General features: G+C 68.8%; 22 protein-coding genes. 17 read left to right on the top strand and 5 right to left on the bottom strand.

The genetic code is table 11. From position 1 onward, the window contains the following. The first annotated feature begins 64 nt into the window (after nt 1-64). Complete coding sequence (locus tag ABIC21_RS10400) at nt 65-1,060, top strand: serine hydrolase domain-containing protein (protein ID WP_354350319.1); 996 nt, start codon at nt 65-67, stop codon at nt 1,058-1,060. 7 nt (nt 1,061-1,067) lie between these two features. On the opposite strand, the gene ABIC21_RS10395 is transcribed toward ABIC21_RS10400, so the two are convergent. Next, complete coding sequence (locus ABIC21_RS10395) at nt 1,068-2,336, bottom strand: PrsW family intramembrane metalloprotease (RefSeq protein WP_354350318.1); 1,269 nt, start codon at nt 2,334-2,336, stop codon at nt 1,068-1,070. Between the two features lie 136 nt (nt 2,337-2,472). On the opposite strand from ABIC21_RS10395, the gene pyrR reads away from it, so the two are divergent. The 13 genes from pyrR (at nt 2,473) to ABIC21_RS10330 (ending at nt 17,976) form a co-directional block, all read left to right on the top strand. Continuing rightward, nucleotides 2,473-3,072, top strand: coding sequence for a bifunctional pyr operon transcriptional regulator/uracil phosphoribosyltransferase PyrR (gene pyrR, locus ABIC21_RS10390; protein WP_354350317.1), 600 nt, complete (start codon nt 2,473-2,475; stop codon nt 3,070-3,072). After that, nucleotides 3,069-4,112 carry an aspartate carbamoyltransferase catalytic subunit gene (locus ABIC21_RS10385; RefSeq protein ID WP_354350316.1) on the top strand — a complete coding sequence of 348 codons (1,044 nt, stop codon included), beginning with the start codon at nt 3,069-3,071 and terminating at the stop codon, nt 4,110-4,112. The genes pyrR and ABIC21_RS10385 overlap by 4 nt, the downstream gene beginning before the upstream one ends. After that, entirely contained in the window at nt 4,112-5,488 is a 1,377-nt protein-coding gene (locus ABIC21_RS10380; protein WP_354350315.1) for a dihydroorotase, read from the top strand. Before ABIC21_RS10385 ends, ABIC21_RS10380 begins: the two co-directional genes overlap by 1 nt. Further along, the gene (locus ABIC21_RS10375) at nt 5,488-6,006 is read left to right on the top strand and encodes a PH-like domain-containing protein (protein WP_354350314.1); all 519 of its coding nucleotides are present in this window, start codon (nt 5,488-5,490) and stop codon (nt 6,004-6,006) included. Before ABIC21_RS10380 ends, ABIC21_RS10375 begins: the two co-directional genes overlap by 1 nt. After that, complete coding sequence (carA, locus tag ABIC21_RS10370) at nt 5,987-7,237, top strand: glutamine-hydrolyzing carbamoyl-phosphate synthase small subunit (RefSeq protein ID WP_354350313.1); 1,251 nt, start codon at nt 5,987-5,989, stop codon at nt 7,235-7,237. The genes ABIC21_RS10375 and carA overlap by 20 nt, the downstream gene beginning before the upstream one ends. Beyond that, nucleotides 7,237-10,569, top strand: coding sequence for a carbamoyl-phosphate synthase large subunit (gene carB / locus ABIC21_RS10365; protein WP_354350312.1), 3,333 nt, complete (start codon nt 7,237-7,239; stop codon nt 10,567-10,569). Before carA ends, carB begins: the two co-directional genes overlap by 1 nt. Continuing rightward, entirely contained in the window at nt 10,559-11,455 is an 897-nt protein-coding gene (gene pyrF, locus ABIC21_RS10360; protein WP_354350311.1) for an orotidine-5'-phosphate decarboxylase, read from the top strand. Before carB ends, pyrF begins: the two co-directional genes overlap by 11 nt. 324 nt (nt 11,456-11,779) lie before the next feature. After that, nucleotides 11,780-12,115 carry an integration host factor, actinobacterial type gene (gene mihF / locus ABIC21_RS10355; protein WP_354350310.1) on the top strand — a complete coding sequence of 112 codons (336 nt, stop codon included), beginning with the start codon at nt 11,780-11,782 and terminating at the stop codon, nt 12,113-12,115. A gap of 23 nt (nt 12,116-12,138) precedes the next feature. Beyond that, entirely contained in the window at nt 12,139-12,711 is a 573-nt protein-coding gene (gmk, locus tag ABIC21_RS10350) for a guanylate kinase (RefSeq protein WP_354350309.1), read from the top strand. 39 nt (nt 12,712-12,750) lie between these two features. Then, nucleotides 12,751-13,011 carry a DNA-directed RNA polymerase subunit omega gene (rpoZ, locus tag ABIC21_RS10345; protein ID WP_011692102.1) on the top strand — a complete coding sequence of 87 codons (261 nt, stop codon included), beginning with the start codon at nt 12,751-12,753 and terminating at the stop codon, nt 13,009-13,011. A 26-nt stretch (nt 13,012-13,037) separates the two neighbouring features. Further along, nucleotides 13,038-14,318, top strand: coding sequence for a bifunctional phosphopantothenoylcysteine decarboxylase/phosphopantothenate--cysteine ligase CoaBC (gene coaBC / locus ABIC21_RS10340; protein ID WP_354350308.1), 1,281 nt, complete (start codon nt 13,038-13,040; stop codon nt 14,316-14,318). 77 nt (nt 14,319-14,395) lie between these two features. Then, on the top strand, nt 14,396-15,631 hold the full coding sequence (metK, locus tag ABIC21_RS10335) for a methionine adenosyltransferase (protein WP_354350307.1): 1,236 nt from the start codon (nt 14,396-14,398) through the stop codon (nt 15,629-15,631). Nucleotides 15,632-15,810: 179 nt separating this feature from the next. Next, on the top strand, nt 15,811-17,976 hold the full coding sequence (locus ABIC21_RS10330; protein WP_354350306.1) for a primosomal protein N': 2,166 nt from the start codon (nt 15,811-15,813) through the stop codon (nt 17,974-17,976). Between the two features lie 96 nt (nt 17,977-18,072). Here ABIC21_RS10330 and ABIC21_RS10325 read toward each other — a convergent pair whose 3' ends face one another. From ABIC21_RS10325 to ABIC21_RS10310, 4 genes are read right to left on the bottom strand one after another with little or no spacing between them, the layout of a single operon-like run. Further along, nucleotides 18,073-19,167, bottom strand: a complete 1,095-nt coding sequence (locus ABIC21_RS10325; RefSeq protein WP_354350305.1) for a glycosyltransferase family 4 protein — start codon at nt 19,165-19,167, stop codon at nt 18,073-18,075. Further along, a complete protein-coding gene (locus ABIC21_RS10320) occupies nt 19,164-20,093 on the bottom strand; it encodes an alpha/beta fold hydrolase (RefSeq protein WP_354350304.1) in 930 nt (309 codons plus the stop codon). Before ABIC21_RS10320 ends, ABIC21_RS10325 begins: the two co-directional genes overlap by 4 nt. A gap of 10 nt (nt 20,094-20,103) precedes the next feature. Further along, nucleotides 20,104-20,982 carry an aldo/keto reductase gene (locus tag ABIC21_RS10315; protein ID WP_354350303.1) on the bottom strand — a complete coding sequence of 293 codons (879 nt, stop codon included), beginning with the start codon at nt 20,980-20,982 and terminating at the stop codon, nt 20,104-20,106. A 50-nt stretch (nt 20,983-21,032) separates the two neighbouring features. Then, a complete protein-coding gene (locus ABIC21_RS10310) occupies nt 21,033-21,995 on the bottom strand; it encodes a sugar-binding transcriptional regulator (RefSeq protein ID WP_354170783.1) in 963 nt (320 codons plus the stop codon). Nucleotides 21,996-22,120: 125 nt separating this feature from the next. Between ABIC21_RS10310 and ABIC21_RS10305 the strand changes: the two genes are divergently transcribed. From ABIC21_RS10305 to glpK, 3 genes are all read left to right on the top strand, one after another. Continuing rightward, nucleotides 22,121-23,944, top strand: coding sequence for a glycerol-3-phosphate dehydrogenase/oxidase (locus ABIC21_RS10305; RefSeq protein ID WP_354350302.1), 1,824 nt, complete (start codon nt 22,121-22,123; stop codon nt 23,942-23,944). Nucleotides 23,945-24,102: 158 nt separating this feature from the next. Then, the gene (locus tag ABIC21_RS10300; RefSeq protein WP_354350301.1) at nt 24,103-24,855 is read left to right on the top strand and encodes an MIP/aquaporin family protein; all 753 of its coding nucleotides are present in this window, start codon (nt 24,103-24,105) and stop codon (nt 24,853-24,855) included. A gap of 51 nt (nt 24,856-24,906) precedes the next feature. Beyond that, nucleotides 24,907-26,421 (top strand): glycerol kinase GlpK, encoded by a 1,515-nt coding sequence (gene glpK / locus ABIC21_RS10295; RefSeq protein WP_354350300.1) that lies wholly within the window; start codon nt 24,907-24,909, stop codon nt 26,419-26,421. Nucleotides 26,422-26,455: the final 34 nt, after the last annotated feature.

The following is a 26,455-nucleotide window of genomic DNA, read 5'->3' as shown; positions in this document are numbered from 1 at the left end:
GGCGGGTTCTTGCGTTCTCCGTCCAGCTCTTTCACGGCGCTGCGGCGGCGGATATCGTTGGCGGGTGGACACCAACCCCGCGCTCGAGGCGACACTCCGCACCCGGCTGGGGTCCAGGCATCCAAGGTTTGCCGCTGCCGCCATCGTCGGCGGGGAGTCATCGGTGGTGGTCCGCGGAGTCGCCCCGCGGTCCGATTTCGAGATCGGCTCAATCTCCAAGGGGATCACCGGCCTGCTCTACGCGGACGCGTGCGGGCGGGGCGAGATTTCCCCGGCCACGCCGCTCGGGGAACTTCTCCCGCTGGGGAACTGCGCTGCGGCGGGCGCCAGCCTCGGCTCCTTGAGCCGGCATGCCTCCGGGCTGCCCCGGCTGGCGCCGGCAACGCCCGGTTCCGCGTCCACGCTGGGGCGCACGGTGTCACTCTTCCTGCATGGGGAGAATCCGTATGGGGAGAGCCTCGCGGAACTGCTGGAGCAGGCCCGCGCTGTTCGATTGCAGGGGCCCCGGCTGCAGAAGCCCCGGCCAAGGTATTCCAACCTCGGGTTCGAACTCCTCGGCCACGCTATCGCGGCGGGTGCGGGGACGAGCTACCGGGAACTCGTGGCGGCACGCCTCTGCGGGCCACTGGCGCTCGACTCGGTCTACATGCCTGCAACCCCCGGCGAACTGGGCCCGGACGCCCTGGCCGGCACCAGCCGCGGCGGCCGTCCCCGGCAACCCTGGACCGGCGAGGCGCTGGCGCCGGCCGGCGGGATCCGTGCCTCCATCCAGGACCTCGCCCGGCTCGCCCGGGCGCTCCTGGACGGCACCGCCCCGGGCCGGTCCGCCCTTGATCCCGTGGCCAACTTCGCGGGTCCGGCAATGCGCATCGGCGCCGCCTGGCTCACCCTCGACGCCAAGGGGCGCCGGATCACCTGGCACAACGGCGGCACGGGCGGGTTCAGCAGCTGGATCGGCCTGGACCGGGAGGCACGCGCGGCAGTTGTCCTGCTCTCGGCGACGGCAGCACCTGTTGACCGCCAGGGATTCGAGCTGCTGCGGGAAGTCGCAGTGCGGTAAAACGCGCCTAGTGAACGACGGCGGCCCGGAGGGCGGCGATCTCGGCGAGCTGCTGCCGCTCATCGAGCTGGTGCGCCGGCACGTCCCGGCCGCTGAGGATCCGCTGCCGGGTGAAGGCAAGCTGCGTGGCGGCATGGAGCAACGCCTTCATCTGCGGGCCCCGGCCGACGGACGTGGCCCAGCGCAGGGCCGAACGCCGCCCGCCAGGGGTGGCCAGCATCTCCACCTCGGCTCCGGTGAACCAGCCCGCCGCCGCGTATTCCTTCAGCCGCTGGCGGGTGAGCCGGCGCTCCGCAACCCGCAGCAGCACGATGACCAGGACCGCCAGCAGGAAGATCGGCACCTGCACCAGCAGGTACTGGGCCAGGAAGTTCTCGCCCATGCTGTTCCAGGCGCTGTGCAGCAGCATCGCGGGAACGAGCCCGACGGCGAACGCGAGCACGGACAGCCCGTTGTGCCAGCGGCGTGCGGCGAAGCCCATGATCAGCCCCGTGGTGCCGGTGAAAATGGCGTGGGCGAACGGCGACATGACCCCGCGCAGGAAGAACACCACAGCGAGGTCCGCGCCGGGGTCGCTGGACGCGGCGATCGCGCGGCCGAAGTACAGGATGTTCTCGGTAAACGCGAAGCCGGCCGCGATCGTGAACGCGAACACCACCCCGTCGACCGGTCCGTCGAAGTGTTTCCGGGCGAAGAGCAGCAGCAACAGCAGTCCCAGGGACTTGGCGAATTCCTCCACCACCGGCGCCTGGACCGTCACAGCGAACGTTGTGTAGTCCAGGCCCGAGGCCGGTCCCGCCACGAGCGAGAAATAGGGCTGGATCAGCATCGTCACCGCAATCGAAACCACGGCTCCCCAGACAAAGGCGAAGAGCAGGAGCGGCCTGGGCTCCGGCTCCCAGCGGTCGATGAAACGCACCGTCAGCAGCACGGTCCCCAGCGGAATCAGCGAGGCGAAAAAGCCGATGACGAAGCCGGAAATGCCGGTGCTGCCCAGCAGGAACGGCAGGACCAGGAACAGGCTGATAAACGCCAGGAACCCGCCGGCCAGCACGAGCCCCACCACGCCGGCGGAGCGGCGGCCGCCCCGGACCCGCGGCAGGGCGGGCGGGAGCACCGGCTGGACCCGGCCGCGGTTGTTCGCCGGTGCCTGCCGGTAGTACTCCGGCCGGACGTGCCCCAGCCAGGTCGGGTTGGCCTGCTGGGGAAGCGGGCGCTGGCCGCCGGGGGAGTAACCGAGGTGGTCAGGACCCCGCCGCGGATCGTTCGTCGTCATGCACCCGAGCCTATGTCCGTGTGAGCTTAAACGCATGCCGGCGGCGCCGGGGCGCCGGCCCCGCTGTGGTAATTTGGAAACGCAAATAATCCTTTTTTAATTCCGTCCCGTGAGGCGGGGAAAGGGGAGACGAGCGTTGACTTCTGTTCCAGAAGCACCGGTTCCGGCCAAGGTGGTACTCACCCGAGTGGTACTCAACCAGGCGGACATCGACCGTGCACTCACTCGTATCGCCCACGAAATCCTTGAGTCCAACAAGGGCTCCCAGGACCTGGTCCTGCTGGGCATCCCGCGCAGGGGCTACCCCCTCGCCGTCCGGCTCGCCGCCAAGATTGCCGCCGCCGACCCCACCGTGGACCCCGCCGCGATCGTAGGCCAGCTGGACGTCACCATGTTCCGCGACGACCTCTCGCACCAGGGGATGCGCCCGCCGTATCCCACCCAGCTTCCCCGCACCGGCATCGACAACAAGGTTGTGGTGCTCATTGACGACGTCCTGTACTCCGGCCGGACCATCCGCGCCGCCCTCGACGCGATCATCGACCTCGGCCGCCCGCGCATCGTCCGCCTCGCGGTGCTGATCGACCGCGGACACCGGGAACTGCCCATCCGCGCGGACCACGTCGGCAAGAACCTCCCCACCTCCTCTTCCGAAAAGGTCCGCGTCCGGCTCGCCGAAACCGACACGGTCGACGGCGAACCCGTCAACGAAGTGGTTATCGAGGCCACCGCGTGAGGCACCTGCTCTCCACCGAAGACCTGAGCCGGTCCAACGCCATCCGCATCCTCGACACCGCCGAGGAAATGGCGGCCGTGGGGGAGCGCGAGGTCAAAAAGCTTCCCACCCTGCGCGGCCGCACCGTCGTGAACCTGTTCTTCGAGGACTCCACACGCACCCGGATCTCCTTCGAGGCCGCTGCCAAACGGCTTTCCGCGGATGTCATCAACTTCGCCGCGAAGGGCTCCTCCGTCTCCAAGGGCGAATCCCTCAAGGACACGGCCCAGACGCTCTCAGCGATGGGAGCCGACGCCGTCGTCATCCGGCACTGGGCCTCCGGCGCCCCGCACCGGCTCGCCGCCACGGACTGGATCGACGCCGCTGTCATCAATGCCGGCGACGGCACCCACGAACACCCCACCCAGGCGCTGCTGGATGCCTTCACCATGCGCCGGCACTGGTCCAGGCTGGCCGGCACGCCGTCGACGGGCGCCGATCTCACCGGCATGCGGGTCGCGATTGCCGGGGACGTGCTGCACTCCCGGGTGGCCCGTTCCAACGTCTGGCTGCTGCGCACCCTTGGCGCCGAGGTCACCCTGGTCGCCCCGCCGACGCTGCTGCCGATCGGCGTCGAAAAGTGGCCGTGCAGCGTCAGCTACGACCTCGACGAGACCCTTGCCCGGGGCGTCGACGCGATGATGATGCTCCGCGTGCAGGGCGAACGGATGAACGCCTCGTTCTTCCCCACCACCCGCGAATATTCGCGGCGCTGGGGCTTCGACGACAACCGGCTCCGTGCCCTGGACAGCCTGGGCCTCAAGGACACCATCATCATGCACCCCGGGCCGATGAACCGCGGCCTGGAGATCTCCTCCGCCGCCGCCGACTCGCCCCGCTCCACGGTGCTGGCCCAGGTCCGCAACGGCGTGTCCATCCGCATGGCAGCCCTCTACCTGCTGCTCTCCGGCGACAACCGCGAACCGGCGCACCACGCGAACTCCACCCATTCCACCCCCGCAGAGACCACCTCCGCCCACGTCACCAAGGAGAGCCACTAATGGCATCACAGCAACAGGATGCAGGCACCGGCGCCTACCTGATCCGCGGCGCCGCCATCCTCGGCGGAGCCCCTGAAGACCTCCTGATCCGCGGCGGGATCATCGCCGAACGCGGGCAGAACCTGCCGGCCGACGGCGCGACCGTCATCGAGGCCGCCGGGCTCGTGGCCCTGCCCGGCATGGTGGACATCCACACCCACCTGCGCGAACCCGGCCGCGAAGACGCCGAAACGGTCGAGACCGGCACCCGCGCCGCGGCCCTGGGCGGCTACACGGCCGTGCACGCGATGGCGAACAGCACCCCGGTGGCGGACACCGCCGGCGTCGTCGAACAGGTCCTCACCCTCGGCCGCACCGCCGGCTGGGTGGACGTCCGCCCGGTCGGCGCCGTCACCGTCGGCCTCGCGGGCGAGCAGCTTGCCGAGCTCGGCGCGATGGCCGACTCCCGCGCCCGCGTCCGGGTCTTTTCCGACGACGGGATCTGCGTCCACGATCCCGTCCTGATGCGCCGCGCGCTGGAATACGTCAAGGCGTTCGACGGCGTCGTGGCCCAGCACGCGCAGGAACCGCGGCTCACCGCCGGGGCGCAGATGAACGAGGGCGAGGTCTCCGCCGTCCTCGGCCTCACCGGCTGGCCCGCCGTCGCCGAGGAAAGCATCATTGCCCGCGACGTGCTGCTCGCCCAGCACGTGGGCTCGCGCCTGCACGTCTGCCATGTTTCGACGGCCGGATCCGTGGAGATCATCCGCTGGGCCAAGTCCCGCGGCGTCAACGTCACGGCCGAGGTCACCCCGCACCACCTCTGGCTCACGGACGAGCTCGCCCGCAGCTACGACCCGGTCTACAAGGTCAACCCGCCGCTGCGCACCGACGCCGATGTCCAGGCCCTGCGCGCCGCCCTGGCCGACGGCACGATCGACGTCGTGGGCACCGACCACGCCCCGCACCCGAGCGAGCACAAGGAATGCGAGTGGGCCCAGGCCGCCATGGGCATGACCGGGCTGGAAACGGCGCTGTCCGTCGTGCAGCACACCATGATCGAAACCGGGCTGATGGGCTGGGCGGACTTCGCCCGTGTCACCTCCACCGCTCCCGCCGCGATCGGCCGGCTGGAGGACCAGGGACGCCCGCTCGACGCCGGCGAACCCGCCAACGTCACACTCGTGGACCCGGCTGCGCGCTGGACCGTGGACCCTTCTAAGATGGCAACCATGGGCCGTAACTCTCCGTTTGCCGGCCGGGAACTCCCCGGCAAGGTGGTGGCGACGTTCTTCAAGGGCCACCCCACCGTCCTCGACGGCAAACTCAACACCCCGTACCGCTGGCTCCCCGAAACGCCGGCGACCCCCGGCACCGCAGCGGCAGGCAGCAACTGATGGTCAAGGAACTGTCGCTGCTGCTCACCCTGGTTCTGATCGGCGTCGCGCTGGCCCTGATCTGGCTCGGCTGGCGGAACCGGCTGCGCCGCCAGGCCGACGTCGACCCGCTGCCGGAAATCCCGGCGGAACTGGGCGCGGCGGTGGCGGTCGCCGACGGCCAGTACGTGGCCTCGACCACCGCCGGCGACTGGCTGGACCGCATCGCCGTGCACAATCTGGGCATCCGCACCAACGCCGAACTCAGCGTCCACCCGGAGGGTGTGCTGTTCGACCGCTCCGGCGCCGGCCCGGTCTTCATCCCCGCGGCCAGCCTCACCGGTGTGCGGCAGGAAAGCGGCATGGCCGGCAAGTTCGTCGAAAAGGACGGGCTGCTGGTGCTCAGCTGGATGCTCGGCAGCCGCGAATTGGACTCCGGTTTCCGCACCCGGCACGCCGATGACAAAACCTCCCTCCTCAACGCCGTGCAAGATTTGATCCCCGCGGCCCCTCAGGCCAATGCCGATAGTGGAAAGTAACAACGTGACGGACCCCAACCAAATGACATCTTCCGCAGCAGTATCCACCCCGGCAGCCCTCGTGCTCGAGGACGGCCGGATCTTCCGCGGGACCAGCTACGGCGCCACCGGCACCGCCCTCGGCGAGGCCGTGTTCGCGACCGGCATGACCGGCTACCAGGAGACCATCACGGACCCCTCCTACGCCCGCCAGCTGGTGGTCCAGACCGCCCCGCACATCGGCAACACCGGTGTGAACAAGGACGACGCCGAGTCCCGCCGGATCTGGGTGGCCGGCTACATCGTCCGCGACGCCGCCCGCCGGCCCTCCAACTGGCGCTCCGAACGTTCCCTGGACGAGGAACTGGTCGAACAGGGGATCGTCGGGATCCAGGGCGTGGACACCCGCGCCATCACCCGCCACCTGCGCGAACACAAGACCATGCGCGCCGGGATCTTCTCCGGCGACGCCGTCCGCGCCACGGACAAGGAACTCGTGGACACCGTCCTGGCGAGTGCCCCGATGGAAGGCTCACGCCTGGCCGAGGAGGTCAGCGTCGACGAGGCCTACACCGTCGAGCCCAAGGACTGGGGCTGGGACGGCGCGCCGCGGTTCAGCATCGCCGCGATCGACCTCGGCATCAAGCGGATGACCCCGATCCGGTTCGCCGAGCGCGGCGTCCGGGTGCACGTGCTGCCGGCCACCGCCACCCTGGCCGACGTCCAGGCGGTCAACCCCGACGGCTTCTTTATGTCCAACGGCCCGGGCGACCCCGCCACCGCCGACAACCAGGTCAAGCTGCTCCGCTCGGTCCTGGACGAGAAGATCCCGTACTTCGGCATCTGCTTCGGCAACCAGATCCTGGGCCGCGCCCTGGGCTTCGGCACGTACAAACTGCGCTACGGCCACCGCGGCATCAACCAGCCCGTGATGGACCGCCGCACCGGCAAGGTCGAGATCACCTCGCAGAACCACGGCTTCGCCGTCGACGCCCCGCTCGACGGCGCCACACAGGCCCCCGAGGAGCGCTTCGGCCGCGTCGAGGTCAGCCACGTGAGCCTCAACGACGACGTCGTCGAAGGCCTGTCGTGCCTGGACATCCCGGCCTTCTCGGTGCAGTACCACCCCGAGGCCGCCTCCGGGCCGCACGACGCCGCCTACCTCTTCGACCGCTTCATCGAGCTGATGGCGGACACTGCTTCTTCAAAGACAAAGACTGCCACCGACTCCCAGACTGAGGACACGAAGTAATGCCCAAGAGAACTGACCTTAAGAGCGTCCTGGTCATCGGTTCCGGCCCGATCGTGATCGGCCAGGCCGCCGAATTCGACTACTCCGGCACCCAGGCACTGCGCGTCCTCAAGGAGGAAGGCCTCCGCGTCATCCTCGTCAACTCCAACCCGGCCACCATCATGACCGACCCGGAGTTCGCCGACGCCACCTACATCGAGCCGATCACCCCCGAGGTGGTCGAGAAGATCATCGCCAAGGAACGCCCGGACGCGATCCTGCCCACCCTGGGCGGCCAGACCGCACTCAACACCGCCATCGCGCTGGACAAGAACGGCGTGCTGGAGAAGTACAACGTCGAGCTGATCGGCGCCAACATCGCCGCGATCGAGCTGGGCGAGGACCGCGAAAAGTTCAAGGGCGTCGTGGAGCGCTGCGGCGCCGAATCGGCCCGCAGCCACATCATCCACACCATCGACGAGGCCCTCGCCGCCGCCGAGGACCTCGGCTACCCGATGGTGGTCCGGCCCTCCTTCACCATGGGCGGCCTGGGCTCCGGCCTCGCCTACGACGAGAACGACCTCCGCCGGATCGTCGGCCAGGGGCTGCAGTACAGCCCCACGTCCGAGGTGCTGCTCGAAGAGAGCATCCTGGGCTGGAAGGAGTACGAGCTCGAGATGATGCGCGACAAGAACGACAACGTCGTCGTCGTCTGCTCCATCGAGAACTTCGACCCGGTCGGCGTGCACACCGGCGACTCCATCACCGTTGCCCCGGCCCTGACCCTGACGGACCGCGAGTACCAGCGGCTGCGGGACATCTCCATCGCCGTCATCCGCGAAGTCGGCGTCGACACCGGCGGCTGCAACATCCAGTTCGCCGTCGAGCCCGACACCGGCCGCGTCGTCGTGATCGAGATGAACCCGCGCGTCTCCCGCTCCTCCGCCCTGGCCTCCAAGGCCACCGGCTTCGCGATCGCCAAGATCGCCACCAAGCTCTCCCTCGGCTACACCCTCGACGAGATCCCGAACGACATCACCCAGAAGACCCCGGCGTCCTTCGAGCCGACCCTGGACTACGTCGTCGTGAAGGTCCCGCGTTTCGCCTTCGAGAAGTTCCCGGCGGCGGACCCCACCCTGACCACCACCATGAAGTCGGTGGGTGAGGCCATGGCCATGGGCCGGAACTTCACCGAGGCCCTGCAGAAGGCGCTGCGCTCCCTGGAACAGAAGGGTTCCCAGCTGGACTTCAGCCACGTCCCGGAATGGGAAGTCGCGGAGCTGATCGAGAAGTCCAAGCGGCCGACGACGGACCGCCTGCACCAGGTCCAGCGGGCCCTGCTCGGCGGCGCCACCGTGGAGCAGCTCTTCGAGGCAACGAAGATCGACCCCTGGTACTTGGACCAGCTCCAACTGCTGAACGAGATCTCCGTCGAGATCCGCAAGGCCGCCGCCCTGACCCCGGAAATGCTGACCCGTGCCAAGCGCCACGGTTTCTCCGACGAGCAGATCGGCGCCCTGACGCACAACTCCGAGGACGTCGTTCGCGGCGTCCGGCAGGCCCTCGGCATCCGCCCGGTGTACAAGACCGTCGACACCTGTGCCGCCGAGTTCGCCGCGTACACCCCGTACCACTACTCCTCCTACGACGAGGAGGACGAGGTGGCGCTGCACGCCAAACCGTCCATCATCATCCTCGGGTCCGGCCCCAACCGGATCGGGCAGGGCATCGAGTTCGACTACTCCTGCGTGCACGCCTCGATGGCGCTGCGCAAGGCTGGCTACGAGACCGTGATGGTCAACTGCAACCCGGAAACCGTCTCCACCGACTACGACGTCTCCACCCGGCTGTACTTCGAGCCGCTCACGCTGGAGGACGTGCTCGAGGTCATCGCGGCCGAGGAGCGCACCGGCGGCGTGATGGGCGTCTTCGTCCAGCTCGGCGGCCAGACCCCGCTCAAGCTCGCCCAGCAGCTCGCCGACGCCGGCGTGCCGATCCTCGGCACCTCCCCGGAAGCCATCGACCTGGCCGAGCACCGCGGCGCCTTCTCCCGGGTGCTGGACAAGGCCGGGCTCATCTCGCCGAAGAACGGCACCGCGGTGTCCTTCGAGGACGCCAAGAAGATCGCCGACGAGATCGGCTACCCGGTCCTGGTCCGCCCGTCCTACGTGCTCGGCGGCCGCGGCATGGAGATCGTCTACGACGAGCCCAACCTCTCGCGCTACATCGCCAACGCCACGGAGATCACCACCGAGCACCCGGTGCTGATCGACCGCTTCCTCGAGGACGCCGTCGAAATCGACGTCGATGCCCTCTACGACGGCACCGAGATGTACCTCGGCGGCATCATGGAGCACATCGAGGAAGCCGGCATCCACTCCGGCGACTCGGCCTGTGTCCTGCCCCCCATCACCCTGGGCAACAACGTGCTGGAGCGCGTCCGCGCCGCGACGCTGGCGATCGCCGAGGGCGTGGGGGTCCGCGGCCTGATCAACATCCAGTTCGCGCTGGCCTCCGACGTGCTCTACGTCCTGGAAGCCAACCCCCGGGCCTCCCGCACGGTGCCGTTCGTCTCCAAGGCGACCGGCGTGCAGATGGCGAAGGCGGCTGCCCTGATCGGCACCGGCGTCACCGTCAACCAGCTCCGCACCGCCTACAAGATGCTGCCGGCAACCGGCGACGGCTCCACGCTGCCGCTGGACGCCCCGGTCTCGGTCAAGGAAGCCGTGCTGCCGTTCAGCCGCTTCCGCACCCCGGAGGGCAAGGTGGTGGATTCGCTGCTCGGCCCGGAAATGCGGTCCACCGGCGAGGTCATGGGCATCGATAAGCACTTCGACACCGCCTTCGCCAAGAGCCAGGCCGCCGCCAACAACGCGCTGCCCACCGAAGGCAAGATCTTCGTTTCCGTGGCCAACCGGGACAAGCGCTCGGTCATCATGGGCGTCAAACGGCTCTCCGACCTCGGCTTCGAGATCGTCTCCACCGGCGGCACCGCCGATGTGCTGCGCCGCAACGGCATCCAGGCCACCCCGGTCCGGAAGGTCGCCGAGGGCTCCAGCGCCGAGGGGGAGGGCACCATCGCCGACCTCATCATCGCCGGGGAAATCGACATGGTCTTCAACACCCCCTCGGGCGGCGAGGCACGCAGCGACGGCTACGAACTGCGCGCCGCCGCGACGTCGATCGGCATCCCGTGCATCACGACGGTGGCCGAGTTCAACGCCGCCGTCCAGGCCATCGAGGCGCTGCGCACCTACGAGTGGTCTGTCACGAGCCTGCAGGAGCACGCCGCCGCGCTGTTCGCCTCGCACGAACGGGTCGCGCAGGAACGGGTCACGCAGAATGCCGGCTGACGGCACGCCGGGGAACACCACCGGCGGCACGGCCGGCACGGAGTCCTTCGGCTCCCGGCTGGGCCGGGCCATGGCGGACCTCGGTCCGCTGTGCGTCGGGATCGACCCGCACCCGGCGCTGCTGGCCGGCTGGGGACTGAACGACGACGTCGCCGGGCTGGAGCGGTTCTCGCTCACCGTCCTGGAGGCGGTGGGTTCGCTCGCTGCCGCGGTCAAGCCGCAGGTGGCGCTGTATGAGCGGCACGGCTCCGCGGGCATGGCCGTGCTGGAGCGCACCCTCGCGGCGGCGGCGGACGCCTCGGTGCTGACCATCGCGGACGCCAAACGCGGCGACATCGGATCCACCATGGCCGCCTACGCGGACGCCTGGCTGCGGGACGGGTCCGCACTGGCCGCCGACTCGGTCACGCTGAGCCCCTACCTGGGCTTCGAATCGCTCCGGCCGGCCCTGGACCTCGCGGCCCAGACCGGCCGCGGCGTCTTCGTCCTGGCGCTGACGTCCAACCCGGAGGGCGCGTCCGTCCAGCACGTCGGCGGCGCGGACTCCGTGGCCCGCCGGATCGTCCGGGCCGCAGCCGAGGAGAACCGGCGGTACGGCGTTGATCAGGTCGGCGGGGCGCTGGGCTCCACCGGCCTCGTCGTCGGCGCGACGGTCGGCTCCGCCCTCACGGACCTGGACCTGGACCTCGCCGCCGTGCGCGGCCCGATCCTGGCCCCGGGCCTCGGCGCGCAGGGCGCCACGGCCGCGGATTTGCGCCGCACGTTCGGCAGCGCCTACGGCCAGGTGCTCGGAACGTCCAGCCGTGACATCCTCGGCGCCGGCCCGCGGATCCAGGACCTGCGGGACGCGGCCCAGCGGACCCTCGAGGAGCTGCGCGCAGCGTAGCCCACGGACGTCGCGCTGCATTCCCGGCACAGCGGCTCGTCACGGTGCGGCGCGGTACAGCAGGACCCGCCATCACGGGCTTCGGCGCACCGATGTGACGCATGTGGCCGCTATGGTGCCCGGAATGGCGGCCATTCGTGTCAGATGGCCGCCGCCGGCCCGCCGTCGGCTGTCGCGAAGGACCGCGGCGCCGAACTTGTCCATTGATTTCTGCCTGGCCGAGACGGTAGGTTCAGGACAAGTCCGCGGTTCCAGCCGGGGTGCAGTTCGGCCCGTCCGGCCGGACCGTTTTGCGGTCCGGCCGACAATGCAGGGAGGCATTCAGTGAGTTTGCGACCCCTCACTCCGCAGGAGCGTGCCGATGCCTTGGGCAAGGCCGCCGCCGCCAGGACCACGCGGGCCACCGCCAAGGACCGGCTCAAGACCGGGGAGCTGTCCATCTCTGAGTTGCTCAGCGCCGGGGAGACTGACGATGCGATCGCCCGGATGAGGATCGTGGAACTGCTGGAGGCGCTTCCCGGCATCGGAAGGGTGCGTGCCGCGGCGATCATGGAACAGCTCGGCATCGCGGCGTCGCGCCGGGTCCGCGGCCTGGGAATTCACCAGCGCCGGGCGCTGGTAGATTTTATAGACGACAAACAGCCCGGTCCGCCGCGCTGACTCAACCCCGCACGAAGGAATATGTGAGCAACAAACCGGGACTGACAGTCCTCGCCGGCCCGACGGCTGTTGGTAAAGGCACCGTGTCCACCTACATCCGGGACAACTATCCCGGCGTCTGGCTTTCCGTCTCGGCGACCACCCGGCCCCCACGGCCCGGCGAAGTCGACGGCGTGCACTACTTCTTCAAGTCCGCCGAGGAGTTCGATTCCCTGGTCGAGAACGGCGAACTCCTGGAGTGGGCCGTGGTCCACGGGCGCAACCGCTACGGCACCCTCCGCAGCACGGTGGACGCCGCGATCGCCGACGGCCGATCGGTGCTGCTGGAGATCGACCTGCAGGGAGCCCGGCAGGTCAAGCAGGCCGTGCCCGACGCCCAGTTTGTCTTCCTGGCGCCGCCGAGCTGGGACGAAATGGTCCGCCGCCTGGTGGGCCGCGGCACGGAAACAGTGGAAGAACAGCAGCAGAGGCTGGAAACCGCTAAACTAGAACTTGCCGCTGAACCGGAGTTTGACCACACCGTCATCAATGATGACATTCGACGGGCAGCGGACGAGCTTGTTTCACTCATGGGGCTGACCCCGAACCCACGCTAGGCGCCGGGACGTATCGGCCCGTTATAATTTGGAGAATTCGTGTCCACGAACCTTGAAGGCATCATCAACCCGCCGATCGACGAGCTGCTGAAGGCCGCCGATTCGAAGTACGGACTGGTGATTTTCGGCGCCAAGCGCGCACGCCAGATCAACGCGTACTACGCCCAGCTGCACGAGGGCCTGTTCGAGTACGTCGGCCCGCTGGTCGACACCAAGCTGAACGAGAAGTCGCTCTCCATCGCGCTGCGCGAGATCAACGAAGGCAAGCTCGTTTCCACGCCGATCGAACCTGCAGAGTAATTACGCAGCCGCAGGCGGGGTCTCACGTGCGCATAGTCCTCGGAGTCGGGGGAGGGATAGCTGCCTACAAGGTGGCGTCGCTCCTCCGGCTTTTTACTGAAGCCGGCCATGACGTCACCGTCATTCCCACAGAGGCCGCGACGCGCTTTGTCGGCGTCGCCACGTGGGAAGCGCTGTCCGGACATCCGGTCAGCAACAGCGTCTTCGACGACGTGCACACGGTCAACCACGTCCGCCTCGGCCACGAAGCCGAGCTGATCGTGGTGGCCCCCGCCACCGCCGACCTGCTGGCCCGCGCTGCCACCGGCCAGGCCAACGACCTCCTGAGCAACACCCTGCTGATGGCCGGCGGCTGCCCGGTGCTCATGGCCCCGGCCATGCACACCGAGATGTGGCAGCACCCCGCGACCCAGGCCAACGTCGAGACGCTCCGCAGCCGGGGAATCACCGTGCTGGAGCCCGCCTCCGGCCGGCTGACCGGCTCCGACTCCGGACCGGGCCGGCTCCCGGAACCCGAGGCCATCTTCGAAGCGGCACTGACCCTCGCCGGGGCAACATCGGTGCCCGCGACGGCCCCGCTGCCGGCGTCGGATGCCATGCTGCCTTCTCCGCTGGGGCCACTGGCCGGGCTCACCGTCACGATCAGCGCCGGCGGCACCCGCGAACCGCTGGATCCCGTCCGGTTCCTCGGCAACCGTTCCTCCGGCAAGCAGGGCGTGGCGCTGGCCGCCGCAGCCCGCGATGCCGGCGCCAAGGTCCGGCTGCTGGCCGCGCACATGGACGTCCCGCCGCCGGCTGGCGTCAACGTGGTCAAGGTTGAGACCGCCCTGGAGCTCCGTAAGGCCGCCCTGCACGCCGCCGCCGACTCCGACGTCATCATCATGGCCGCCGCCGTCGCCGACTTCCGTCCGGCGGATGTCTCCGGGACAAAAATCAAGAAGCGCGACGACGTCGCCGATCCCGTCATCTCGCTGGTCCGGAATCCGGACATCCTGCGCGAACTCGTCGAGGTCCGGGACGCGGCCTCCCGCCACCAGCTGATCGTCGGCTTCGCGGCCGAGACCGGCGACGCCGACGGCGACGTCCTGGACTACGCCGCGGCCAAGCTGCGCCGCAAGGCCTGCGACCTGCTGGTGGTCAACCACGTCGGTCAGGACAAGGTCTTCGGCGAGGACACCAACTCCGTAGTCATCCTTTCCCGTACCGGCTCCGAACCCCAAGAGGCGTCGGGTTCCAAATCCGATGTTGCGGCTGCCGTGATTGACCGCATCAGCGCCGAGCTGAGCCGGGTTGTCCCGCCCGCCTGAACCGGCGTAAGCAACGTCTCCTTAGCGCAGGGACACACGCCGCCGGACGACCGTTTTCCAACCAGTAAGGTAGTTGAGTGACTTTACCGCTGCACATCCCTGACTTCCACGGGTCCACGCCCGCCTCGCTTCGGCTCTTCACGTCCGAGTCAGTGACGGAAGGACATCCCGATAAGATCTGCGACCAGATCAGCGATGCGATCCTCGATGCCCTGCTGACCAAGGACCCCGAGTCCCGGGTGGCCGTGGAGACCCTGGCCACCACCGGGCTGGTCCACGTTGCCGGCGAGGTCACCACCGACGCCTACGTCGAAATCCCGCAGATCGTCCGGGAAACCATTCTGGGCATCGGCTACGACTCCTCGGCCAACGGTTTCGACGGCGCCCGCTGCGGCGTGTCCGTCTCGATCGGCCAGCAGTCCAACGACATTGCCGGCGGCGTCTTCAATTCGCTCGAAGCCCGCGAGGGACGCCAGGAGGACGACTACGACCTTCAGGGCGCCGGTGACCAGGGCCTGATGTTCGGCTATGCCAGCGACGAGACCCCCTCGTACATGCCGGTTCCGATCTGGCTCGCACACCGCCTTTCCGAACGGCTCACCGAGGTCCGCAAGAGCGGCGAACTCTCCTACCTGCGCCCCGACGGCAAGACCCAGGTCACCGTCGGCTACGACGGCGACCGGCCCGTCTCGGTTGAGACCGTGGTGATTTCCAGCCAGCACGCCGAAGGCGCCAGCCTGGACCAGCTCCGGGCCGACCTCGCCGCGCACGTCGTCGACCCGGTCATGGCGTTGTCCAACCTTGACATCTCCCGGGCCAAGAACATCCTGAACCCGGCCGGCGCCTTCGTCATCGGCGGCCCGGTGGGCGACGCCGGCCTCACCGGCCGCAAGATCATCGTCGACACCTACGGCGGCATGGCCCGCCACGGCGGCGGCGCCTTCTCCGGCAAGGACCCGTCCAAGGTGGACCGCTCGGCGGCCTATGCGATGCGCTGGGTGGCCAAGAACGTGGTGGCTGCCGGTCTCGCGAAGCGCGCCGAAATCCAGATCGCCTACGCGATCGGCCAGGCCCGCCCGGTGGGAACCTACGTCGAGACCTTCGGCACCGAGACCGTGGATCCCGCCCGGATCAGCGCCGCGATCGCCGAGATCTTCGACCTGCGCCCCCGGGCCATCATCGATGCCCTCGACCTCAAGCGCCCGATTTACGCCAAGACCGCCGCGCACGGCCACTTCGGCCGCGAGGATCCCGACTTCACCTGGGAGCGGCTGGACCGGGTGGATGCGCTGAAGGCGTTCTTCAACGCCTGAGGCGTCCCTGTCCGGAGATGCTGTCCTGGACTGCTGTCCTGGACTGCGGTCTCGAATTAATGTCACAGCCTTGTGATGTGCTGTAGCCAGGCCGCCGATCCCGGCGGCCTGGCTATTCTTCGTTGAGCCGGCGCTTCCCGGGCCGGCACCGACCCGTTGCTGAAGGGAGGACCCCCGCGATGAGCCCGATCCATGGCGCCGCCGCGCCCGACGAGCCCCTCCAGCTGTCGCTGCTCCAGGGCTTCCCGGCCTCCGCAGCCGCGACCGCGGGCCCACCCCTCGCCGACCGGCTTCCGGTGGCCCGGGTGCGGCTCGAGTCCTCCCTTCCGCACCTTGACCGGCCCTTCGACTACAGCGTGCCCGTCGGGCTCGACGCCGCCGCGCAGCCGGGTGTCCGGGTGAAGGTGAAGTTCAACGGCCAGGAACTGGCCGGATACCTGATCGAACGTGTCGCGGAATCCGACGCCGGCCACCCCCTCGTCCCGCTGTACAAAGTGGTCTCGCCGGTCCCGGTGCTGACGGCCTCCGTCGCGGACCTGGCCTACCGGGTCGCGGCGCGCTACGCCGGCAGCGTTAGCGACGTCCTCCGCGTCGCCGTGCCGCCGCGGATGGCGAAACTCGAGAAGGACCTCGCACCCGACGGAATCCTGGACCCGAACCTCTTCGCTGACGGGGCCGACAATGGGGCCGGTGCGGCCATCCCCGCCGGCCTGGAAGCCTCCAGCTGGTCCGGGTACCGCAACGGCGCGGCCTTCCTGCAGCACCTGAACGCAGGAGAGTCGCCGCGGGCCGTACTCAGTGCGCTCCAGGGCTACGGTCCCGGAGGCTGGCCCCGCTTAATTGCCGAGGCGGTGGCCGCCGTGCGCCTGTCGGGACGCGGCGCCGTCGTCGTCGTGCCCGACTACCGGGACCTGGACCGCGTGGAAGCCGCCCTCCTGCAGCTCCTGCCGGCCGGGGACGTCGCCCGGCTCACCGCGGACGACGGCCAGACCCCGCGCTACCGCAGCTTCCTGCGTATCCTCAGCGGCGCTGCCGGGGTTGCCGTCGGCACCCGTTCCGCTGCCTACGCGCCCGTCCATAATCTTGGCCTCGTGGTGTGCTGGGATGACGGCGACGACCTGCATATCGAGCAGCGCTCACCCTATGCCCACTCCCGCGAAGTCCTGCTGCTTCGCGCCGGGCAGGAGGGCGCCGCGTGCCTGCTCGCCGGGCACACCCGGAGCACCGAAACGCAGCGCCTCATCGAGGCAGGGTGGGCGTGGCCGGTGGAAGCGGACCGCTCCGTCGTCCGCCGGACCGTTCCGCGGGTGCTGAACACCGCTGACAGCTACGAACTCGAACATGATCCGCTGGCCAGGATTGCCCGGCTGCCGGGCGCAGCCTGGCGCGCCGCCAAGGAGGGCCTCGAACGCGGCCCGGTCCTGGTGCAGGTGGCCAGGGCGGGCTACGCGCCGTCGCTTGCCTGCGAAAACTGCCGCGAACCGGCACGCTGCACCGCCTGCAGCGGGCCGCTGGCCATCGCCGGGGCCAGCGGGAGCTCCGCAGTGCCCCAGTGCCGGTGGTGTTCGACGCCGGCGCCGACGTGGCGCTGCGGCACGTGCAACGGGGTCCGGCTACGGCGCGGCGCCACCGGGGCGCTGCGTACGGCCGAAGAACTGGGCCGCGCCTTCCCGGGCAAGCCGGTCATCACGTCGTCCGGGGACCGCGTGCTGGCCACGGTTCCGGATTCGAAAGCGCTGGTTGTGGCTACGGTCGGCGCGGAGCCGGTCGCTGAGGGCGGCTACGCGGCGGCGCTGCTGCTCGACGGCGATTCGCTGCTGCGGCGCGAGAACCTGCGGGCGGGGGAGGACGCCGTCCGGCGCTGGTTCAACGCCGCGGCCCTGGTCCGGCCCGCGGGTGACGGCGGTCTGGTGGTCATCACCGCGGACGACGCAGCCGGCGTCGGGGCCCTGCTGCGCTGGGACCCGGCCGGCTACGCCCAGCGGGAATTGTCCCTGCGCCAGGAACTGCAGCTGCCCCCGGCCGTCCGGGTCGCGTCGATCACCGGCGGCCGGACCGCCGTCGGGCACTTCGGCCAGGCTGTCGAGCAGCAGCTGGGCCAGCAGGGGATCGCGCTGCGGACCGCCGGCCCGGCCCCCCTCGTAATGGCCGGCGCCCCCGGCCCGGCCGGATCCCAGGGGAAAGCCGCGGGGGCCGCTGACGAGGACGTCCGGACGCTGCTGTTCATGCCCTACGGCCAGGCCGCACAAGTCACCCGGGTGCTCCGCGCGGTCAAGGTCGCGGCTGCCGCCAAACGCACCGACGAACCGGTCCAGCTGCGGCTCGACGGCGTCGACGTGCTCTAGGCGTGCCGAGTTCGCCGGTTAGCTGCGGGTTCGCCGTTTCGAACCGGCGACCGGGCAGCGTACCGGCGAGTTCGGCGGCGTGGCGGTGCGCACGGGCTACTTCCGGTGCCCCGGGTTTTGTGCGCGCAGCGCCACGGCCTCTTCGGCGACGTCCAGCAGCCTGCGGGCGGACTCGTCCCAGCTGAAGTCCGCGGCGCGCTCCACCGAGCGGCGGGAGCGGGCCTTCCAGAGGTCGGGTTCCTCCAGCGCCCGGACCGCAGCGGCGAATTCCGCCGGGGAATCCGGGTGGACGTAGCTGACGGCGTCGCCGCCCACTTCGCGGAAGATCGGGATGTCGCTGGCGATCACGGGCGTGCCGTGCGACATGGCTTCAACGAGGGGCAGTCCGTAGCCCTCCGCCCTGGACAGGCTGATCAGGGCCGTGGTGCGTCCCAGCATGGCCTCGTACTCGGCGTCGGTCACGCCGTTGTGGAAGACGATATCGGCGCCCGCCGGTGCCAGGGCTTCGAGTTCGGCCCGGCGGTCGGGGGTGATCCGGCTGAGCAGGTGCAGGGTCATGTCCGGGAGTTCCGCCATGCCCCGGATCATGGTCTCCACATTCTTGTACGGCATGAAGGAACCCATGTACAGGAGCGTCTTGTCCGCTCCCGCCCCGGGGTCCCGCGGCGTGTGGCCGTGCTGCGGGGCGTTGCCGACGATCCGGACGGGGCGCCCGGTGAGCCGGTACTTGGAGATCAGCGCGGCGGTCGTGGAACTGATGGTGGCGACGACGTCGGCCCGGTTCAGCAGGAGCCGCTGCGGCCAGAACGCCTTGTGGTAGAGCCGCCAGAGGACCCGGACCGGGGCCGGCAGGAAGCCGGGGGGTGCCGGGTGTTCGTAGTAGATCAGGTCGTGCAGGGTCAGCACCAGGGCGTACTTCCGGCCCCAGCTGCCCATGGTCTGCATCGGGCACACCACGATGTCGGCGCCGAGCTTGTTGACCCTGCCCGCGACGAACAGCTCTGCCGGGGACAGCGGGCTGTTGATCAGGGTGTACGGCACGTCCGGAAGCAGGGCCAGCTGGCGGACGTCGCTGATCAGCATGGAGACGTCGGCGATTTTGGCCGTCGCCTCGATCAGGCTCGAACCGTAGCGGCTGATGCCGTCGTGCTGGTCCAGCCGGGTGAAACGGGCATCGATGAGGATTTTCACGCGGAATGGTCCTTCAGGAAGCGGCGGATAAAGCCCGCGGCGGGTTCCGGGGTTTCGTAGTGGATCAGGTGGCCGACGCCGGGGATGACGTCAAGGTGCCCGTCCGGCAGCAGGGCCAGGAGTGTGCGCTGGTCCGGCAGCGCGGCGATCTCGTCCTTTTCCCCGGCGATCAGCAGCACGGGAAGGGTGAGGCTGCGGGCCACTTCGGCGACGTTGCTGCCGACCGAGGCCTTGAACGCCTCGAGCAGGCTCTCCCGGTCCGCGAATGCGGAAAAATAGGCGCTGTGCTGGGCATGCACGAAACGGCGGAGCTGCTTGTCGCGGGTCTTCGCCATGGTCCGGCTCATGACCCGGACGATCAGCTGGCTGCGCAGCAGGCCCTGCCCCAGGCGGCGGGGAAGGCGCGCGGCGGCCTCGTAGTACAGGATGGCGAGTTTGGTCATGAGCCCCTTGGGCCCCTCCAGTGCGGGGGCGGCGATCGGGTTGACCAGGATCAGCTCGGAGACCGTGCCGGGGTGCGCCGCCACGTAGTGGCTCGCGACAATCGAGCCGAAGGAGTGGCCCAGCAGGACCGTGTCGGGCGCCAGGCCCAGGGCGCCCATAAAGTCAGAGATGAAGCGGCCGTAGCGCTCAACGCTGTGTTCGGCACCCTCGAACGCGGCAGAGCTGCCGAAGCCGGGGAGGTCGGGCATGATCAGCCGCATCTCGGAGAGCTGGTCGGCCACCCGGAGCAGGCCGTGGTGGTCGCCGCGGAAGCCGTGGATGACCAGGATGGTCCGGGTCTCCGGCGTCACCCGGACCGGCTCGTAAGTCCAGTACGCGACCCTGGCGCCGTCGAGGACCACCTCGGAGCCTTGGGTGCGGGCCTCAAGCCCGTCGCTGAACAGGGGAGTGGTGGGGGAAGGCTCGGTGGCCACGTGTTCCATTCGATAAGTCCTAGTTGACTGAGTCCGGGTGCGAGCCGGAGCGGAAGCCACGTTCCAGACCGGCCAGGGCGTCCATGGCGGCGTCGTCGAGGCTGAAACCGAAGACGTTGAGGTTTTCTTTGATCCGGGCGTGCGAGCTCGCCTTGGGGATGGTGACATTGCCGAGCTGGACATGCCAGCGAAGGATGATTTGCGCCGCGGTCATGCCGTGCGCGGCGGCGAGGTCCAGCACCACCGGATCCTGCAGGACCTGGCCGCGGCCCAGCGGGCTCCAAGCCTCGGTGGTGATTCCGAGCTCGCGGTGCAGGGTGCGCAGCTCCTCCTGCTGGAGCCAGGGGTGCAGTTCGATCTGGTTGACCGCCGGGACGACTTCCGCGGTCTGCAGCAGACGGTCCAGATGGGCCGGCTGGAAATTCGAGACCCCGATGGCCCGGGCCCTGCCTTCCCGGTACAGCGTCTCCATGGCGCGGTAGCTCTCGGGATACAGCCCCCGCTGCGGACAGGGCCAATGGATCAGGTACAGATCCACATATTCCAGTCCGAGGTTGGACATGGATGTGTCGAAAGCGCGCAGCGTGGCGTCGTAGCCCTGGTCGTCGTTCCAGAGCTTGGTGGTGACGAACAGGTCCTCGCGCGAGAGGGAGGGGGAAGACTCGCCGGAACCGCCCCGGGCGTCGTCGGCGCTCACGAAACTCGACAGCGAGCCAATGCCCCGGCCGACACCCGTCTCATTGCCGTACATGGCGGCGGTGTCGAAGTGCCGGTAGCCGGCCTCCAGCGCCATGGTCACGAGCCCGGCGGCGTCCGCGGGAGGCACCTTGTAGAGCCCGAACCCCAACTGGTCGATCAGTACTCCGTTGTTGAGGCTGAGCCGCGGCGAGGGTTTCATAGCATCGACTTTACCTACTCCGCCGCCGGGACTCCCCACGGCGGGCCGGTTCAGGACAAGCCGTCAAAGCTGACCAGCCGCCGGGCGCTGGCCTCGTCGAGGATCAGGTCGGTGGCCAGCCCCGCGGCAAGGGCGCCGCGCAGGCCGTTGATCTTGGAGGCGCCCGACACCACGCAGATCCGGCGGCGGACCTGGCGCAGCTGCGCCAGGTCCGGGCCGGTGGAGCGTTCGTTGAGGGTGATGCCGTCCGAGGAGCCGTCGGCGCGGAAAAACACCGTGGCCACGTCGCCCACGACGTCGGAGGAGGCCAGGACCGTCAGGTCGTCCTCGTCGAGGTAGCCGCCCGCGTAGACGTGGCTGGGGTAGTCGGCGTCGACCGAGCCGACGCCGAAAATGGCGATGCTCATGCGGGCCTGCAGCTCAAGGATCCGTTGCACACTGCGCTCATTCCACATGGCCCTTTTCGTCGCGGCATGGTCGAAGAACGCCGGGACCGGGAACTGTTCCACCCGCGCCCCGTAGGCGCTGCCAAAGCGCCGCATGATGTCGGAGGCGTAGGTGATGCCTGTGGTTTGCATGTTGCCTGCCCCGTTGAGCTGGACGATCACGCTGTCGTGGGTGATCTTCCGGGTCAGGTGCCGGCTGACGGCGCTCAGGGTGGAGCCCCACGCGACGCCGATGATGGCATTGGAGTCGACCAGCGGGCCGATGGTGCGCGCGGCCTGCATGGCCACGCGGTCCAGTGTTTCCGCCTCATTCAGCGTGTCCACCACCGGAACGACGTGCACATCGACCTTGTATTCGGCGCGGATCATGCTTGCCAGTTCGGGGCCAGTGTCCAGCGGACTGCGGATCTGGATCTGCACCAGCCCCGATTCCCGGGCCGAGGAAAGCAGGCGGGACACGGTGGACCGCGACGTGCGGAGCTCGCGGGCAATCGCGTCCATGGTCAGGTCCTGCAGGTAATACAACTGGGCCGCGCGGAGGGCGTCGGAGCTGCGTGAGGGTGTCATCCCATTTCCATTCTGCACGTTTGTGCATAGTGCTTGACTCCATTTTCCATTAGTCCAAAGAATAGTGTTGAACGGCGCCGCGCCGCGTGGCGCGCCGCACAGGACCAAACCCAAAGGAGCAGTTCTTGGGACAGAAGGATTCAGCCCGCAACCAGGCATCAGCCGGCGAGCGAGCATCGGTGCAGAAGCTGCGGACGCGGCCCCACGCCCAGGTGCTGATCATCGGCGGCGGCATCAACGGAGCGGGCACGTTCCGGGATCTGGCCCTGCAGGGTGTGGACGTCGCCCTCGTGGAGCGCGGCGACTACTGCCAGGGGGCCAGCGGCGCCTCCTCGCACATGATCCATGGGGGCATCCGCTACCTCGAGAACGGCGAGTTCCGCCTCGTCCAGGAATCGGTGGTGGAGCGGAACCGGCTGCTGCGCATCGCCCCGCACTACGTGAAGCCGCTGCAGACCACCATCCCCATCTTCAGCACCTTCTCCGGCATCCTCTCCGCTCCGCTGCGCTTCCTGACCCACAAGCAGCAAGGCGCCCCCAAGGAACGCGGGGCCTTCCTGATCAAGCTCGGCCTGAGCATGTACGACTTCTTCTCCCGCGACGGCGGCACCGTCCCGCGCCACCAGTTCCGCGGCCGCAAGCGCGCCCTGGCGGAACTGCCGCGCCTGCACCCGGGCATCAAGTACGCCGCCACGTATTTTGACGCCTCCGTCCACAACCCGGAACGGCTCACCCTGGACGTGCTGCAGGACGGAGAGAAAGCCGGAGCTGGGGGCGCCAGTGACGCCCGTGCCAGCAACTACCTCTCCCTCGTTTCCGTCCGGGACAGCACAGGCACCGGGCATACCGGAAGCACCGTGGAGCTCCGCGACGAGCTCACCGGTGAACTGTTCGACTTCTCCGCGGACGTCATCGTCAACACCACCGGAGCCTGGGTCGATCAGACCAACCAGGCGATGGGCGCGGCGTCGGCGTTCATGGGCGGCACCAAGGGCTCGCACATCGTGCTGGACCACCCGGAACTGCTGGCCGCCTGCAACGGCCGCGAGATCTTCTTCGAACACACCGACGGCCGGATCGTGCTGATCTACCCGATGGGGGACCGGGTCCTGGTGGGCACCACCGATGTCGACGCCGACATGGCTGAGGACGCCGTGTGCACCGAGGCGGAGATCGACTACTTCTTCGACCTGATCGGCCACGTCTTCCCGGACATCACTGTGGACCGGGAGCAGATCGTCTACACCTTCTCCGGCGTCCGCCCGCTGCCCCGGCACGACGCCACCCAGCCCGGCTTCGTCAGCCGCGACTACCGGATCGAACGCCGCGCCGGCGCCGCACCCGGCGCCGCGGCGGGCGCTGGAGCAGGGCAGGGCGGCGGCGCCGTCGTGCTGAGCCTCGTCGGCGGAAAGTGGACCACGTTCCGGGCTCTCGCCGAACACCTGAGCAACAACGTCCTCGCCGAACTCGGGATGGAGCGGAAGGTTTCGACGGCGAAGCTCGCCATTGGCGGCGGCGCCGGCTTCCCGGACAGCGAGGACGGTGTGCAGCGCTGGATCAAGGCGCACATGGCCGCCGGACGGGACGCGGACCGCACGGCCGGACTGCTGACCCGCTACGGCACCCGCGCCGAGGAAGTCATCGGCTTCCTCGACGGCGCCCCGGGAAACGCCCCGGACCGTCTCCTGCACTCGACCCGCGAACTCAGCGTCCGCGAACTGGAGTTCATGGCCCGGAACGAACAGATCGGGCACCTGGTTGACGTACTGATCCGCCGCACCTCCCTCGCCTTCCGGGGGCTGGTGACCGGCGAGCTGCTGAACGAGGTTGCCGATATCCTCTCCGGCCCGCTGGGCTGGGACGCGGCAACCCGGTCATCCGAGATCACCCACGCTCAGGAGGTGCTCAAGCGGTTCCACGGGGTCCAGGTCCACAGCCTGGTCTCCTGATAGACCTCGGCGCCCGGACGGGGGGACGTCCGGGCGCAAGGACTGCGTGGTCCTCTGGGGGACCGGCGCAGTGGCCGGCCGGCGGCGCCAACTCGTTGCCGGCCCAACAGCCCTTCAAACTCGCGAGGGGCTGACAACAGAAAATAGAGGAGTCAAAGATGTCTCTTGGAATAGTTTTCCTGTCCGAAGTATTCGGTACCGCAATGCTGACCCTGCTGGGTTGCGGCGTTGTGGCAAACGTTGCACTCAAAGGCACCAAGGGCAACAACGGCGGGTTCCTGATGGTCACCTGGGGATGGGGCATCGCCGTCTTCTCCGGCGTTTACGTCGCCGCGATGTCCGGGGCCCACCTGAACCCAGCTGTGACGTTCGGCCTACTGGTCAACGGCAAGACGGAATATGCGCCGGGTGTCCCGGTCGACGCCGCCTCCACCTTCACCTACTTCGGCGGTGAACTGCTCGGGGCCTTCCTCGGCGCCGTGGTCATGTGGCTGGCCTACAAGCAGCACTTCGACGCTTCGGATGCGGAGCCCGCCAGCCAGCTGGCCGTGTTCTCGACCGGTCCGGCCATCCGGTCCACGCCGTGGAACCTGATCACGGAGATCGTCGGCACGTTCGTCCTCGTCTTCGTCATCCTGACCTTCGGCGGGACTCCGTCGGGGCTTGGCCCGCTCGCCGTGGCCCTGCTCGTTGTCGGTATCGGCGTCTCCCTCGGTGGCCCCACCGGCTACGCCATCAACCCGGCCCGTGACCTTGGCCCCCGCATCGCCCACGCGCTGCTGCCCATGAAGGGCAAGGGATCCTCGGACTGGAGCTACTCCTGGATCCCTGTTGTCGGACCGCTGGTCGGCGGCGGCCTGGCCGGCCTCGTCGCGGCAGTCGTGCCGATCATCGCCACCGCAGCCGCCTAACCCACCCGCTACGCACTCATTCAACTGCCAGCCCAAGACAAGGACGTCAACATGAACCAGTACGTAATCGCCATCGACCAGGGCACCACCAGCACCCGCGCCATCGTGTTCGACCACAGCGGCAGCATCGTCTCCTCGGGGCAGATGGAGCACGAACAGATCTTCCCGCAGGCAGGCTGGGTGGAGCACGACCCCGCCGAGATCTGGAACAACACGCGTGAGGTCATCGCCTCCGCGTTGTCCAAGGCGAACCTGACCCGCCATGACATCGCAGCCGTCGGCATCACCAACCAGCGTGAAACCGCGGTCGTCTGGGACAAGACCACCGGCAAGGCCATCTACAACGCGATTGTCTGGCAGGACACCCGCACGCAGCCGATCGTGGACGAGCTGGCCAAGGACGGCGGACCGGAGCGGTTCAAGCAGAAGGTCGGCCTGCCGCTGGCGACCTACTTCTCCGGCACCAAGATCAAGTGGATCCTGGACAACGTTGAGGGTGCCCGCGCCAAGGCCGAGGCCGGGGACCTGGTCTTCGGCAACACCGACTGCTGGGTGCTCTGGAACCTCACCGGAGGGGTCGACGGCGGCGTCCACGTCACGGACGTCACCAACGCCTCCAGGACCATGTTCATGGACCTGGAGACGCTTTCCTGGGACCAGGAGATCCTGGACGCATTCGGCGTTCCGGCCTCCATGATGCCGGCCATCAAGTCCTCCTCCGAGGTCTACGGCACGGTGCACACGTCCCAGCTGCTGCGCGAGGTTCCCGTCGCGGGCATCCTGGGCGACCAGCAGGCCGCGACGTTCGGCCAGGCCGCCTTCGACGCCGGTGAGGCCAAGAACACCTACGGCACCGGCTGCTTCCTCATCTTCAACACCGGTGAGGAAATCGTCCACTCCAAGAACGGGCTGCTGACCACGGTCGGGTACAAGCTCGGCGACGCCGCCCCGCACTATGCTCTGGAAGGCTCCATCGCCGTCACCGGTTCGCTGGTGCAGTGGCTGCGGGACAACCTCGGCATGATCAGCAGCGCCGCGGAAGTGGAGACTCTGGCGGCCTCGGTGGAGGACAACGGCGGCGTGTACATTGTGCCGGCGTTCTCCGGCCTGTTCGCCCCGTACTGGCGGTCCGACGCCCGCGGCGCGATTGTCGGGCTGACCCGCTTCGTGAACAGGAACCACATCGCCCGGGCCGCGCTGGAAGCCACGGCTTTCCAGACCCGCGAGGTGCTCGACGCCGTCAACGCGGACTCCGGTGTCCCGCTGACCGAGCTGAAGGTCGACGGCGGCATGGTCGCCAACGATGCGCTGATGCAGTTCCAGGCGGACATCCTCGGCGTTCCGGTGATCCGGCCCAAGGTCGTGGAGACCACGGCGCTGGGCGCCGCGTACGCCGCCGGCCTGGCCGTCGGCTTCTGGAAGGACCTCGGCGAATGTTCGGCCAACTGGTCCGAGGACAAGCGCTGGGAGCCGAAGATGGAACAGTCGGAGCGCGAGCGCCAGATGCGCCTCTGGAAGAAGGCCGTCACCAAGTCCATGGACTGGGTCGACGAGGACGTGAAGTAGGACCCTCGGGCACAAGAAGAGCTCCGGCCAGCAA

The sequence above is a fragment of the Pseudarthrobacter sp. PvP090 genome, assembly GCF_040547365.1.
In the GTDB taxonomy this organism is placed as follows: Bacteria; Actinomycetota; Actinomycetes; order Actinomycetales; family Micrococcaceae; genus Arthrobacter.
Note: the sequence above shows the minus strand (reverse complement) of the source record. Positions and strands in the feature narration are given on the sequence as shown.